General features: G+C 51.6%; 11 protein-coding genes. 2 read left to right on the top strand and 9 right to left on the bottom strand.

Annotated features, from left to right (window positions below; translation table 11 throughout):
* The 7 genes from PsW74_RS30025 to PsW74_RS24285 form a co-directional block, all read right to left on the bottom strand.
* A partial coding sequence (locus PsW74_RS30025; protein WP_244277901.1) for a cytochrome ubiquinol oxidase subunit I occupies positions 1-552 on the bottom strand: 552 nt, incomplete at its 3' end.
* A gap of 251 nt (positions 553-803) precedes the next feature.
* A complete protein-coding gene (locus PsW74_RS24310) occupies positions 804-1,178 on the bottom strand; it encodes a DUF805 domain-containing protein (protein ID WP_063287109.1) in 375 nt (124 codons plus the stop codon).
* A 151-nt stretch (positions 1,179-1,329) separates the two neighbouring features.
* A complete protein-coding gene (locus PsW74_RS24305) occupies positions 1,330-1,776 on the bottom strand; it encodes a DUF805 domain-containing protein (protein ID WP_208988131.1) in 447 nt (148 codons plus the stop codon).
* 135 nt (positions 1,777-1,911) lie between these two features.
* Positions 1,912-2,145 (bottom strand): FeoC-like transcriptional regulator, encoded by a 234-nt coding sequence (locus tag PsW74_RS24300; RefSeq protein WP_063287111.1) that lies wholly within the window; start codon positions 2,143-2,145, stop codon positions 1,912-1,914.
* Between the two features lies 1 nt (position 2,146).
* A complete protein-coding gene (gene feoB / locus PsW74_RS24295; protein WP_063287112.1) occupies positions 2,147-4,489 on the bottom strand; it encodes a ferrous iron transport protein B in 2,343 nt (780 codons plus the stop codon).
* Positions 4,486-4,806: a FeoA family protein gene (locus PsW74_RS24290; protein ID WP_063287113.1), complete on the bottom strand. Its 321-nt coding sequence runs from the start codon at positions 4,804-4,806 to the stop codon at positions 4,486-4,488. The genes feoB and PsW74_RS24290 overlap by 4 nt, the downstream gene beginning before the upstream one ends.
* Before the next feature lie 143 nt (positions 4,807-4,949).
* The gene (locus PsW74_RS24285; RefSeq protein WP_208981720.1) at positions 4,950-6,518 is read right to left on the bottom strand and encodes a bifunctional aminoglycoside phosphotransferase/ATP-binding protein; all 1,569 of its coding nucleotides are present in this window, start codon (positions 6,516-6,518) and stop codon (positions 4,950-4,952) included.
* Between the two features lie 299 nt (positions 6,519-6,817).
* Here PsW74_RS24285 and PsW74_RS24280 point away from each other — a divergent pair, with 299 nt between their 5' ends.
* A complete protein-coding gene (locus tag PsW74_RS24280; RefSeq protein ID WP_063287115.1) occupies positions 6,818-8,491 on the top strand; it encodes a thiamine pyrophosphate-binding protein in 1,674 nt (557 codons plus the stop codon).
* A gap of 24 nt (positions 8,492-8,515) precedes the next feature.
* On the opposite strand, the gene PsW74_RS24275 is transcribed toward PsW74_RS24280, so the two are convergent.
* Together PsW74_RS24275 and PsW74_RS24270 are read right to left on the bottom strand one after the other, a co-directional pair.
* The gene (locus PsW74_RS24275) at positions 8,516-11,233 is read right to left on the bottom strand and encodes a bifunctional acetate--CoA ligase family protein/GNAT family N-acetyltransferase (RefSeq protein ID WP_063287116.1); all 2,718 of its coding nucleotides are present in this window, start codon (positions 11,231-11,233) and stop codon (positions 8,516-8,518) included.
* A 197-nt stretch (positions 11,234-11,430) separates the two neighbouring features.
* Positions 11,431-12,261 (bottom strand): universal stress protein, encoded by an 831-nt coding sequence (locus tag PsW74_RS24270; protein WP_057463776.1) that lies wholly within the window; start codon positions 12,259-12,261, stop codon positions 11,431-11,433.
* A gap of 450 nt (positions 12,262-12,711) precedes the next feature.
* Between PsW74_RS24270 and PsW74_RS24265 the strand changes: the two genes are divergently transcribed.
* Positions 12,712-13,731: a C4-dicarboxylate TRAP transporter substrate-binding protein gene (locus PsW74_RS24265; RefSeq protein ID WP_063287117.1), complete on the top strand. Its 1,020-nt coding sequence runs from the start codon at positions 12,712-12,714 to the stop codon at positions 13,729-13,731.
* Positions 13,732-13,756: the final 25 nt, after the last annotated feature.

The following is a 13,756-nucleotide window of genomic DNA, read 5'->3' as shown; positions in this document are numbered from 1 at the left end:
GAGCCGGTAGGGGAAGGAGGGGTTGAAGATAATCGCCCACCAATCCGCAGGCACAAACTGACCCACGTCATTCATGGCGTAGCCTGCTGGTGTCTGCATCCAGCTGTTGACGGAAAGGATCCAGAAAGCGGAAAGGGCGGTGCCAATGGCAACAACCACGGTGGCAAAGAAGTGCAACTTCTTGCCCACGCGGTTCATACCAAACAGCATAATGCCGAGGAAACCTGCTTCCAGGAAGAAGGCCGTGAGCACCTCATACCCCATGAGCGGCCCAATGACCGATCCGGTTTTGTCTGCAAAAGCAGACCAGTTGGTGCCAAATTGATACGCCATGACGATGCCGGAAACGACACCCATGGCAAAAGATAGTGCAAAGATTACGATCCAGAACTTGAAGACACGCAAGTATACATCGCGACCTGTCCATAGCCATAAGCCTTCAAGCACGGCAAGAAAACTCGCCAAACCTATAGTAAAGGCAGGGAAAATGATATGGAACGCGATTGTAAAAGCAAATTGGAATCGAGCCAGATCAACTGCTAAACTGTCCATGTGACCACCTGTCGATGGGATGTGCTGATTTTAAATCATGGATTTACCTAGCGGAACACTATTAATAATTATGTTTTTTCCGCGATCCATGACCAGTGCACCCCAAAAGATAGGGCACTTGTCTTTGCTGTAGTAACCGTTTCCTTGAGAAAGTGAGTTGCATTGGGAGCTATGCGCTATGCAAAGTGTCGCATAATTTCTGCTTATGCCCGATCCGACACAGCACTATCCAGTTTGTATTAATTCTAATTCTAATATTTCGTTTTGCTATGGAATGATGGCTGCACAAACCAGTAGAGCAGCAGCAAACCGCCTAGAATCGGTATGAAAGCGATGAGCAGCCAGAAGCCGGATCGATTGATGTCATGCAGTCGCCGCACAGCCACGGCCAGATTAGGCAAGAAGAATGCGATGTTCAAGATGGAGCTTAACGGAGCACCATCCTGCACACTCCCCGTGGGCAATCCCAGAATAGGGGCGATCACAAAGTTATCGATAAGGTGAGCTGCGATCATCACTATGAGCACGAAAAGTACCCACCACCAAAACTCGGAGCGAGGCGCACGCCCAGTGAACTGCACATACTTCTTGAAACAGGTTCTGATGGCGCTTTGAAAACTAACCACGCTACTCTCCAAGTTTTTGTAGGGACGTTAGACCGCACATGCTGACCAGAACGTCGAGGTTGGCTGTCTAACGATGTGCCAGAGAGCAAAGAACTGAGGTCTGTGCTCCTGTTTTGCGTGCGTACTTTTTGCCTTAGCTGAGTTTGAGTGTTTACTCGTAATTGGCGTTAACGGTTTGCCTTGAAGGAAGCAGATGCCAGTACAATAGAAGCAATGCCCCAAAAAACGGGATCACCGTAATGAACACCCAGAAGCCGGAACGATCAACATCGTGAAGACGACGAACGGCTACCGTTAGTGTTGGTAACAACAGAAAAAGCGTAACAATCATTGTGAGGATGTTGGGCAGGAACATACCGACTGCCACTGCAGTTCCAGAAGTACCTGATGATTGCTGAAGCTCTGAGATGCCCAAAATAAGACCACTCACAACCAAAATATCAAAAAGAACAGCTGCGGTGATGACAAGCGCATTGAACAAAAACCACCACCAGTATTCAGCGCGTGATGCACGACCATAAAAGTTAAAGTAGTTCTTCAGGCATGAGATGATAGCATCTTTGAAATTAAGTTCATCTTGTGAGTGCGTGTAGGCCATTGAGCCCTCCTTTTTGCAGGAAAGGCTAGAGCGCGCTTTCTCACCAGAAAGTTGAGGGCATAGGCCAAATGCAAAACAGGAGAGCAAAGAACGGGTCTTTACTCTCCTGTTTGTGTTTATTTGCTTAAGCAGAGCTTATTGTTTGAGCTGATACTGAACCGTCGGCGCAAAGCTGCATCCCCCACAGGAGCTTGCACAGCTACTGGAGGCGGAGCTTGAAGAGCATCCCACTTCCTCAATGCGGCCTAATGCTTTGAGTTGGGAAACCATCGCCATAGCAAAATCACTTGGGATGTTCATATCCTGAGCGATCTCGCCAACAGTAGCGCCGCCACGTTTTGCCAAAACACCTTCGATCTGCTGCAACATTTTATTCTGCGGCCTCCAGTGCTGCCTGATGCGCAATGGTGCTCTCTGCTTTCTGGCGCATAAAGACCAACACACTGACAATTGCAGCCAGCAGTCCAATGATCCAGAGCGCAGAAGATGTTGGGTGGCGAGCGAAGGTGCCAATCTGATAAGCCAGAGAAGCGCCGGAGTAGGCCAGCAAAGTGGTCCAGCCTGCCGCAAACAGAGCCCAGTTGCGCCCAACCTCTCGCCAGATCGTGGCCAAAGCCGCAGTGCATGGAATGTAAAGCAGGACCGCAATCATGTAGGCAAATGCGCCTACTTTTCCGTCAAAGTGCGCCGCAAGTGCGGTGAACAGGCCCACCTCAACCTCTTGCTCTTCAGCAGCTACGTTATAGCTGGAGGTATCACCAATATCGATGCCAAGTGGATCAAGCATCTGCGAGGTCAGATCCACAATGCTGGTCGTGAAGATATTGATGGCCTCTTGTGCAGTCTCCAGCGGGGCAGGGGCACCGCCTTCCTCATCAGTGGTCACATAAAGCGTCTGCAAAGTGCCAACCACAGCTTCCTTCGCAAAAATGCCTGTGACCAGACCAACAGTCGCAGGCCAGTCATCTTCACTCAGGCCCATAGGAGCGAAGATTGGTGTCACTTGTTTGGAAACAACAGCCAAAACAGAGTTGCCATTGGCCTCGTTGCCAACGTTTCCTTCAAAATCAACGGAGTTCAAAATAGTCAGAACAGCCACCACCGTGACAATAATCTTACCAGCGCCAAACAGGAAGATCTTCAGACGCGTCCAGACCAGCTTCATCACCTGTGCAAACTGCGGCATCTGATAGGTCGGCAGCTCAATAGCAAGGCTGGTGGATTGCCCTCTGTAGAAGGAGTTGGACAGCGCCCAGCCTGTAAAGATAGCCACGCCAACGCCAAGCAGATAAAGCGCAAACACAATGTTCTGGCCGTTGACCGGGAAAAACGCCGCTGCAAACAAAGCATACACTGGCAGGCGTGCGCCGCAGGACATGAACGGCGCCATCATGGATGTCACCACCCGCTCGCGTTCCGTCTCCAGCGTACGGGTCGCCACAACAGCGGGCACAGTACAACCAAAGCCCAGAATGAGCGGCAGGAAGGCGCGACCGGGCAGTCCGATCCGGCGCATCAAGCCATCTGCAACCACTGCTGCACGGGCCATATACCCGCTCTGCTCAAGGAAAATCTGACAGAGGAAAAGCAAGCCGACGATAGGGGCGAACGTACCGACAGTTTGTAAACCTCCGCCAAGCGCTGTGATCAGCATTTCCAGTGCACCACCTTCAAGCCCAACCGCATAAAGCAGGCTTAGGGGTGCCTGAATAAACAAGGCATCTCCCAATCCATCAAACAGATCAATGAAGTAGGAGGAAACATTAATCGCGATGAAGAACATCGCATACATCGCGCCAAGGAACACAAACGGGCCAGCCCACTTGGAAAGCACAAAGCGGTCAATCTTATCTGAGAAGCTGCGTACATCCTGTGGCTCAGGTAGTTCCATCAGTTGCGCGAGAGAATAAGCCCGATTGAAGTAACTCGTCGCCATCACCAACTCAGTTGGGTCTTGCAGGCGAAGCTCACATCTTTGGGAAACAGCTTGAGCCTTCTCCAGCACAGCAGCAGGCACCATCTCACGCGCCAGCTTGTCTCCTTCCATCAATCGATGCGCTAATGGCATGGATTGATCTGACAAGGCCGGAGCTAGTCTGGCGATCCCATCTGCGAGCTCTTTGACAGGCTCAATCAGATCAAACGGATCTGTCAGCAAACGGGAGGGGACGTCTGGTGAGCGAACGGCAGTTGACAACTCATCACGCAAACCAGCCAGAGAATGCTCGTCGTGTACGGAAGTTGCGATCACCGGCATAGCAAGCGCAGCTGAGAGGCGATCAGCAGCTGATTGCAAAACACCGGCAGGCCACAAATCTGCTTTGGTCATCACCGCTACAATCGGCACATCAAACGCGAGTGCTTGTAGTAAAATGGCAAGTGAACGTTCCAGCGCAATCGGATCAAGCACAACGGCCAGTGCGGATGGGCGATCAGACAAAAGCGCCTGACGGGTAATGCGTTCGTCAATACGGTCATCTTCAGGAGAGGAAAGCGTTGCAACGCCGGGTAAGTCCAGCAGCGCCAGCGCGGTGGTCTGCGTTTCACAAATGCCAGTCTTGCGGTCAACAGTAACACCCGGCCAGTTGCCGATAACCTGACTGCGGCCAGTCAGCTTGTTAAACAGGCTGGATTTTCCGGAGTTGGCAGTTCCAAGCAAATGGACTTGGGGTTTGTCTTCACAGCGACAAGAGCCAGTGTCGTGGCAGCTCATTGGCTAACCTCTTCCACCAGAATAGTGTCAGCCAAGTCAACACCAACAGCCACGCGCTGAGAGCCGATGGAAAGGATACGTGCCCGTGAACCGCTGCCTTCAAAAATGGAAAGCGGACGATCACTGGTCAAACCAAGAGAACGCAACTTCAGGGCATCTGCCCGGTTGCGTCCAAGGCGAACAACCTTCAGCTCAACACCTGTACGTGCTTCTGTCAGCGGCATAGCCTGTACAGGTGGAACGAATGTTTCGCGATAAGGTGCGAAGACTTCTTTATGGGGTGCTTGCTCGAATGTTTCTCTGGCTAGCAAAGACATCAACGTCTCCAAAAATCTTATTTCTTGAAGACATAAAACTGCAACTGCGAATGACTTGCAATGACGGGAATCAAACAAGAAAGGAACATTGCTGCGTTATAGAGTACTGCTATCACTTTGGAATTATTATAAAAAATGGAATACTACTGTAACTGAGACAGCCCTGTCACTCTACGTGCTTGTTCTAAAACAGCTTCCTTGGATTTAGCGCTATCCAGCCTAACCCAGTGAATCTCGCCCAGGTCGTAACTTTGCTGCATCCGCACCACCTCAGAGTCTGCATCTGATGCGTCGCCGTGTCGCGCATCAACACGGTTGATAAGCGTCTCAACGTCAGCTTCCAGCCAGATCCCCTGAAATTCTGCACCTGTCTTTACGGCAAGTTGCTCAACCGAGTCTCTTTCTGCCGACTTGCTATAAACCCCATCGATAATGACGGAGTGCCCGGCTGCCAGCACCACTTCAGCCCGATCCAGCAACTCAGAGTAGACCTTGGCTGAAAACTCTGGTGTATATGTTTCCTTGCTGGCGGTTTCGACCTCACCGAGATCCAGCATCTCCTTACGCAAAACATCTGTGCGCAGATGCACCGCTCCCGGCATACGTCCCAGTAAAGGAGCCAGTCTTTGAGCGAGCGTGGTTTTACCAGTGCCGGAAAGGCCACCAATCACACAAAGCACGGGCGGAGTTGGTTCAAGTGCTCTCCGGCAAACCTTAAAATACTCTTGCGCCTGATACTCGGTCTTCCGCCGTGTTTCACCTTCTTGGTGCAATGACGCCGCTGCCCCGATCTTGGCGCGGATCGCAGCTCGCATCATCAGATAGAACCTTAATACGCGGAGGTCTTCCAGATGCTTTGGCTGTCGCGCCAACTGGAGATAGGTATTGAGCACCACATTAGCTGCTTCAGGCTCTTTTCGCTCACATAGATCTAATAGTAAAAAGGCGAGATCATAAAGAACATCTCCCGTCGCGATCGCATCATCAAACTCAACCGCATCAAACAGAAGCGGCTTCCCGTCATGCATCACTATATTGGCAAGGTGAGCATCGCCATGATTTAGACGCACGAGCCCCAACTCGCCGCGGTCCCGGATCATGCCCTCGATATGTTGGTGCTCTTTGCGGGCAGCTTCGTCCAGTGCCAACACCTGGTCACTAGGAAAGAACTGCGGGAACTCTCGAAATGCCTCAAGGTTTTGGTCGGTGTAATTGAGCAGGTCATCAATCCACGGCTGAGCTTCCCGCCGTGTTGTCCGGCTATGGGCATCTACCATCAGTTTCGCTAAGTCTACCGCCAGCTCTCTGCTGATACCCTTTTCCTCAGCAACCCTGTCCAGCCCGAGGTGCTCGTTAAAGCGGTTCATGTGGACCACCCATTCAACGACAGCGCCATGACCAGCCAGCTCTAAAGAGCCATCCCTCTCTAACGTGATGGGCAAGGTGCTGCGGTAAATCTGTGGGGCATACTGACTGTTGAGCTTGATCTCGGCTTCACAGGCCGTTTTCCGCTTCTCTAGCGTGGAATAGTCAAGGAACGGAAACTTCACATCCCGCTTCATCTTGTAGGCATCATTTCCAACCAGAAAGGCAATATTGGCATGTGTGTCGATGCGCTTGACCTCTTGCCCCCGGTGCGCCTCCGGAGAGGTGAAAAAGCTGATGATGTCGCTTTGGGTCAGAGTATCCACGTCAAAACTGGCGGCGGTCATGGGTCCATCCATCGAAACTACGCAAAAGCAAAATACCTGGAGATGTTGTGCACCTTCAGGCTGCAATTGCCAATCTATCAATCGGGCTTAGGACTTATTCTAGGGCGAGAGACTTTGCCTTGCAGTGAAAAACAAGGGTAACTCAATAAACCACTCAATCTGTCATGCAGGCTTCATCATTTGCATTGTGATTTGCCCAGTTCATTCCATCCGGGAATAATAAAGAGAAATACTGCAGATTTTCACGAGAGCATAATCCGCGTATCTTCGCCTCAATCGAATTAAGACTGGAGTGAGGGATGAGCCAGACAATGCGGACCGGTGGTCAGTTAATCGTGGATGCGCTGGAAGATCAGGGCGCCGAGCGTGTCTTCTGTGTGCCGGGTGAGAGCTATCTTGCTGTTCTGGATGCGCTGTATGATGCTTCCGTTCCAATCACCCTGTGCCGTCAGGAAGGCGGCGCGGCCATGATGGCAGAAGCTTGGGGTAAAATGACCGGCAAGCCAGGCATCTGCATGGTGACACGCGGCCCGGGTGCAACCAACGCATCTGCCGGCGTGCACATTGCGCAACAGGATTCCACACCGATGATCCTGTTTGTTGGCCAGATTGCCCGCGATATGCGTGAGCGTGATGCCTTTCAGGAAGTCAACTACCGTCAGATGTTTGGCAGCATTGCTAAGTGGGTGGCTGAGATTGATCAGGCTGACCGCATCCCGGAAATGGTCTCTCGCGCTTACCATGTCGCAACATCAGGCCGTCCCGGTCCTGTCGTTTTGGCCCTGCCAGAAGATATGCTGATCGAGCTGGCAGAAGCACAACGTGTTCCGGCTATGCGCCCAATTGAGACTTATCCGTCCAGTCATCAGATGGAAGAGTTTAAACAACTGCTGGAAGGGGCCGAGCGTCCATTCTTCATTCTCGGCGGTTCCCGCTGGTCAGAAGAGACCTGTGACACCTTTAAGGCTTTTGCTGAAAAGACCGGTTTGCCGGTTGGCGTATCGTTCCGCCGCCAAATGCTCTTTGACAACGGCCATACCTGCTACGCTGGTGATGTGGGTATCGGCATCAACCCGAAACTCAAAGCTCGCATCGAGAACTCAGATCTCGTTGTCCTGCTCGGCGATATTCTCTCCGAGATGCCAAGCCAGTCTTATTCCATGCTGAACATTCCAGTACCGGCACAAAAGGTCGTTCACATCCATCCGGGTGCAGAAGAACTTGGTCGCATGTACCTGCCAACGCTGGGCATCAACGCCAGCCCTGCTGGTTTCTGCGAAGCTCTGGCAGAATTAGACATAAAGCAGAAAACTGGCTGGAAAGCCCAGGTTGAAGAAGCGCATGCTGATTATCTGGCATGGTCAGGCGCTCGCCCAATTGTGACGGGTGATCTGCAAATGGCTGAAGTGATGGAGTGGATTGAGAACAACCTCGACGACACCACCATCTTCACCAATGGCGCAGGCAATTACGCAACATGGGTGCACCGCTTCCATCGCTTCCGCAAATACAACACGCAGCTGGCTCCAACCTCCGGCTCAATGGGCTATGGCCTGCCAGCAGCCGTCGCAGCCAAGCTCAAGTTCCCTGAGCGTGATGTGGTCTGTTTTGCGGGTGACGGATGTCTGCAGATGACCATTCAGGAGCTGGGCACTGCAGCTCAGGATGGCGTGAACATCATTGTGGTCGTTGTCGACAACGGAATCTACGGCACAATCCGCATGCATCAGGAGCGTGAGTATCCAGGTCGCATCAGCGCAACCACACTGCACAATCCAAACTTCGCTGATGTTGCCAAAGCCTATGGCTTCCATTCAAGCACGGTGAAAACGGCTGATGAGTTCGGTCCCGCCTTTGAAGCAGCAAAAGCAAGTGGTAAGCCAGCTCTGTTGCATCTGCATCTTGACCCTGAAGCGATCACGCCAATCCGTTCGCTGTCGCAAATCCGCGAAGCCTCTATGGCGACGAGTTAAGCGAAATATTGCGGAGGCGATGGCTTAGCTCATCGTCTCCCGATCAAGGGTTGTGACGTCCAGAACAACATCAGCAAGCGCATCATCATCAGGAGAGCGCTTCACGCGGAAACCGAGGCTGCGGCACATATCCAGCATGGTGGTGTTCTCGCGTAAAACTTCACCTTTGACGGTCTGGATGCCGTCCACCTTCGCATAACGGATAATCAACTTCATCAGAACCCAACCAAGACCCATGCCCTTGAGGTTGGACTGAACCATCACCGCATACTCACCCTCAGTATGGTCCGGGTTTGCATGAAGCCGGACCACTCCCAAAATATCGCCCGTTTCAGGATCAATAGCCGAAAATGCCATAGCCCGCGCGTAGTCCAGCTGCACGAGGCGCGCTAGAAACGTATGCGAAAACTCTTTGACGGGAGCAAAGAACCTTAGCCGCAAGTCTTCTACCGAAACCTTCTCAAAGAAGTTTTTCAACTTGCCTTGGTCTTCAGGTCGGATTGGCCGGATCAGGATCGTCTTACCGTCCTTCAGCTTATGTGTGTGCTCCCATTCAACAGGGTAGGGCACGATAGACAGGCGAGACGCGCCTTGCCGTCCGGGCCGTTTGTCCGGCGCACTGATCGCGACACGCGCATCAAGGACAACAATACCATTTTCATCGACCACAACCGGATTCAAATCCAGCTCCCGCACTTCCGGAAAGTCAACGGCAATCTGAGAGAGCTTCACCAGCAGGTGCTCCACCTCAGCCACATTAGCTGATGGCCTGTTACGAAAACCTTTGAGCAATTTAGCTGTGCTGGTACGGGAGATCATCGCCTTGGCGAGGTTAAGATCAATCGGCACCAGATCAATCGCCCGGTCACCAACCACCTCAACGGATGTACCGCCTTTGCCAAACACGACCACAGGTCCAAACACCGGATCATCTGCAAGGCCAGCATAGGTTTCTAATCCAAACCTGCGTGTCACCATTGGTTGGATTTCAACACCGGTAATGTCAGCGTGCGGGTAGGCGTGTTTCACATTGCCAAGGATCTTCTCAAAAGTTGCTTTCACACCTGCAACACTGTCAACGCCAAGATGCACGCCGCCAACATCAGACTTGAAGGTCAAATCAGGGCTGCTGACTTTAAGAACAAGCTGATCGTGTTTGTCGAACAAAACCTCAGCAACTTTGGCAGCTTCCTCAACGGTTTTTACCAGATGCAATTCGACTTGATTAACTGAATAGGCCCGCAGCAGTTCCCTCGTTTGCAAAGGTGTAAGCCACTTCTGTCCGTTCTCCAGCGCAACGCGGATTGTTTCCTTCGCCAGTCGCAAATTGGGCTTGTAATCGCTGGGCAAACTGTCCGGCACAGCGGAAAGGTGATCCTTCGCTTCCTTGTATCGAACCAGGTGCATAAAGGAGCGGATTGCGCCAGACGGGCTTGGATAACAAGGCACACGTGCTTCATCCAGAACCTGTCGCGGAATATTGGCACCACCAGCCAGCGTAGTCACAAAAGCCTGATGCTTGCCAAGGCGTTTGCGGTCTTCTTGACCTGCCTCAGCAAAGGCTTTTGCAACCTGAGAGAAATCTTCAAAAGCTGTTGGTGCAGCAATGGCCAGCACACCGTCGGAATTCGGGTCTCTCAATAAAGCGCTGATGCCTTCTTTGAACTCCTCAGGACTCGCAGCTTCAGACAAGACCAACGGATTGTCCGCCCGCGCATCGGTCCTAGTCAAAGAGCAAAGCTTCTCTTTGGTCTCCTCACTGATAGGAGCCAGCTTGCCACCAACCTTCGCAAGGCGGTCAGCAGCCAGCGTTGCCAGACTACGACCATTTGCGATGATAGAAAGACGCCGCCCCGCTGATGGAGCAACGCGGGTAACAGTCTCCGCGGCTTCAAACATCTCATCAAGGTCGTAAACACGAAGCACGCCAGCACGCTGCAAAGCTGCATCATAAACAGAATCGCGCGTTGCCAGACGGCTGGAGTGGGCGGTGCCTGAAATGTGCTGGTCACGGCTCGCACCACTGCGAATTACGATCACTGGTTTGGATCGGGCAGCAGCACGGGCTGCTGACATAAACTTGCGCGGGTTTGCAATGGTTTCAAGGTGCACAAGGATCGCTTTGGTCCGATAATCCTGCGCATACCAATCCAGCAGATCAGAAACATCTACGTCCAGTCTGCGACCAAGAGAAACAACACCAGAGAACCCGATGGAGTTGGCTTTGGCCCAGGACAATGTGGTGTTGAAGATAGTGCCGGAGCGGGAAATAAGCGCCAGTTCCCCCTTCAATGCTTGCTCACTTGTCAGCAGTGTAGAGAGCTTGGAATGTGGGGAAGCGATCCCGAGGCTACCCGGGCCGAGAATTCGAATATTGTATGGATGTGCTGCTTTCAACAGCGCATCAAGGTGTTCATCCCGCCAGCTGTCAAATCCGCTTGCGGGAATAACCACTGCGCGTGTGCCTTGCTCGCCGAGAAGCCTGATGTCATCTGCTGCTGTAGTATGATCTCCCAGCAAAATGGCAAGATCTGCTTTACCATCCACCTCTGGAATTGAAGCGATACTCCTAAATCCATCTGCTGAAGTTCCGGGCAAGTTAATAAACGCTTTAGGACCAGAAAACCCGCAACCGACAAGGCTGTCGATGAGACGCTGCAGGACCACCTCCTGCTTGCTGTTTGGGCCAACAATGGCAATAGAGCGTGGAGAGGTCAAACCCTCTAGATTGCAGATCGTCATAGCGCATTTCCCGTCAAACTCTGTTGAGTTTTAGGTGCTGTTACTAAGGTATTCAATTCAGACCAATGCCCCTCATAATGGAGCTGGAGGGCGTTTGATCTTCAAAATAGAAGAGAGGTGCGACAGCAAAGCGACACCTCTCTCCCTTTCAAAATGGGCAAGGATCGGGAGACAAAATGGGACGTCCCCCGACTAAATTAGTGAGCCATCAGAACTGGAATAGTCATGGAATGCAGAATGTCGCGGGTCGCTCCACCTACGAGATATTCACGCATACGGCTGTGACCGTAACCACCCATAACAAGCAGGTCTGTGCCATTTTCTGAGACATAGTTGAGAAGCGCATCGCCAACACCGATTGGTGGGTTGTTGATCACATCAACATTGATCTCCAGGTCGTGGCGAGCAAGGTACGTTGCAATGTCGGAACCTGGCTCACCTTCAAGAGGCAGACCTTTGTTCACGATCACGATTGTAACATGCTCTGCCATTTCCAGAATTGGAAGCGCTGCATGCACTGCACGTGCTGCCGTTGCGCTGCCATCCCAAGCCAAAACAACTTTCTTCGGCTTAAAATCACCTTTGGAGATGAATGGAACGATCAGCGTAGGCACGCCAGATTCGAACAGCAGGCCTTCGATCAGCATTTCGCGCATTGGCTCAGGTGCTTCAGGGTTGTCCTGACCAATCACAACCATGTCGCTCAAGCGGCAATGACCCATGATGGATTCAAGGCTGCCACCGGTGACGATCTCTTCCACACGAGTTTCAGTGGAGATACCAGCGAGTTCTGCATAGCCTTTGAACTTCTCAGTAGAAGTCTTGGCAGCATCGATGGCCTGATTTTTAGCAACCTGCAAATAATCGGTTGGCATTGGTGCAGCCAGAAAACCGGGCACGATTGGCTCGAATGCCAGCGCAAGCCCCGTCGCATGTGCACCTGCCTGACGGGCAAATTCAACAGCAACCTTAGATGCTGTTTGATCGCCGTTCAGGTCTGTAATGGTGAGAATGTCTTTGATTGCCATAAGCCTTGTCTCCTTGCCCTCTATTTCTTAGCGGTACGGGAGGTTGTCCCTCGCCTGAAATATTAGGTCAGCATTGCAATAGCTGCTTTGATCCTTGTCAACCTTAATCATTGGGATAAGGTTTTGAAAAATAATGCAGTTTCACTATTATTATAAGTAAGGGAGTGTAAGGTAGCCCAGTTTCGACCCAAATAGGTATACTTAAAGTCTTTATACTTTAGGCAAAGAAGAACTCATTGGCTGAATAAAAGCAGAGTTTTTATACACTTGCACCCTGCAAAGATATTTTGAACGAATGAACCTAGGGGCATGTGAATAGTCATTAAATCTTCGAATTACTAAGGTTTATTACTGAGAAAATTGTGATATTTCTATATCTGACGGAATTCAGGGAGGGGCTGGATTTGCGCCTATTGCAAGGACGGCCAATTTATTTTCGGGAGTTTATAAATGAAAAATCTTAAGGTTGCGACAGCTGCGCTCGCAGCAACAATGGGCTCCGCATTTGTGGGCGAAGCTCTGGCTGCAGATGTGACCTGGAATGTCTCGTTGTGGGGCAAACGACGTGCATTTACCGAGCACGTTGAAAAGCTATCGGAAGAAGTGGCGGCACGCACAAACGGCAAATTCGAAATCAAGCTGCATTACGGTGGAGCACTCTCCAAATCTCGCGAAAACCTTGATGGTATCTCCATCGGTGCGTTCGAGATGGCACAGTTCTGTGCATCTTACCATGCAGACAAAAACCCGACATTGACCACCACCGATCTGCCATTCCTCGGCGTGCCAGATCTGGAAACTCAGGTAAAGGTAGATTTTGCGCTCTACAATCACCCTGCAGTTCAAGAGGACCTGGGCCGTTGGAATGCAAAACTGCTGATGCCATCTCCAATGCCGCAGTACAACCTGCTGGGTAAAGGCGATGCACCTGCAAAGCTGGCCGATTTTGAAGGCATGCGTGTGCGTGCTCTTGGTGGCGTTGGTAATGCGATGAAGACCATTGGCGCTGTTCCAACAACCGTGACAGCTTCTGAGGCGTATCAGGCGATTGATTCTGGTACCGTGCAGGCCGTTGCTTTTGCACCTCATGCACACCTGTCATTCAAAACAGTGGAAGCTGGCAGCTGGTGGACCAACAACCTGAACCCAGGCACCGTGAGCTGCCCGGTTGTCGTCAGCAATGACGCCTACGACATGCTGTCACCTGAGTTCCAAAAGGCACTGGATGAAAGTGTAGCCCCTGCAGTTCAGCACTACCTGGACACCTACGCAAAGGTCTACGACAAGTTCTATCCAGCTCTGGAAGCAAACGGTGTAAAGCAAATCTCCTTTACCGAAGAAGAGCTTGAAGGTTTCAAGGCTGTTGCCGGTAAGCCTATCTGGGATAAGTGGGTTGAAGACATGTCTGCAAAGGGTCTCCCAGCAGCAGAACTGCTCACGCTCGTACAAAACACAATTGCAGGTAAGTAATTACCTATCAAAAGGCGCACCTTGT

This window comes from Pseudovibrio sp. W74 (genome assembly GCF_001623085.1).
GTDB lineage: Bacteria > Pseudomonadota > Alphaproteobacteria > Rhizobiales > Stappiaceae > Pseudovibrio.
The sequence above is the reverse complement of the archived record's forward strand: the minus strand, read 5'-3'. Positions and strand labels throughout refer to the sequence as shown.

What these genes read in the sequence shown, in the direction of transcription:
- PsW74_RS24265 (WP_063287117.1), top strand. Translation starts at nt 12,712, where the DNA reads ATGAAAAATCTTAAGGTTGCGACAGCTGCGCTCGCAGCAACAATGGGC.
- PsW74_RS24275 (WP_063287116.1), bottom strand. Translation starts at nt 11,233, where the DNA reads ATGACGATCTGCAATCTAGAGGGTTTGACCTCTCCACGCTCTATTGCC.
- feoB (WP_063287112.1), bottom strand. Translation starts at nt 4,489, where the DNA reads ATGAGCTGCCACGACACTGGCTCTTGTCGCTGTGAAGACAAACCCCAA.
- PsW74_RS24270 (WP_057463776.1), bottom strand. Translation starts at nt 12,261, where the DNA reads ATGGCAATCAAAGACATTCTCACCATTACAGACCTGAACGGCGATCAA.
- PsW74_RS24280 (WP_063287115.1), top strand. Translation starts at nt 6,818, where the DNA reads ATGAGCCAGACAATGCGGACCGGTGGTCAGTTAATCGTGGATGCGCTG.
- PsW74_RS24290 (WP_063287113.1), bottom strand. Translation starts at nt 4,806, where the DNA reads ATGTCTTTGCTAGCCAGAGAAACATTCGAGCAAGCACCCCATAAAGAA.
- PsW74_RS24285 (WP_208981720.1), bottom strand. Translation starts at nt 6,518, where the DNA reads ATGACCGCCGCCAGTTTTGACGTGGATACTCTGACCCAAAGCGACATC.
- PsW74_RS24305 (WP_208988131.1), bottom strand. Translation starts at nt 1,776, where the DNA reads ATGGCCTACACGCACTCACAAGATGAACTTAATTTCAAAGATGCTATC.
- PsW74_RS24300 (WP_063287111.1), bottom strand. Translation starts at nt 2,145, where the DNA reads ATGTTGCAGCAGATCGAAGGTGTTTTGGCAAAACGTGGCGGCGCTACT.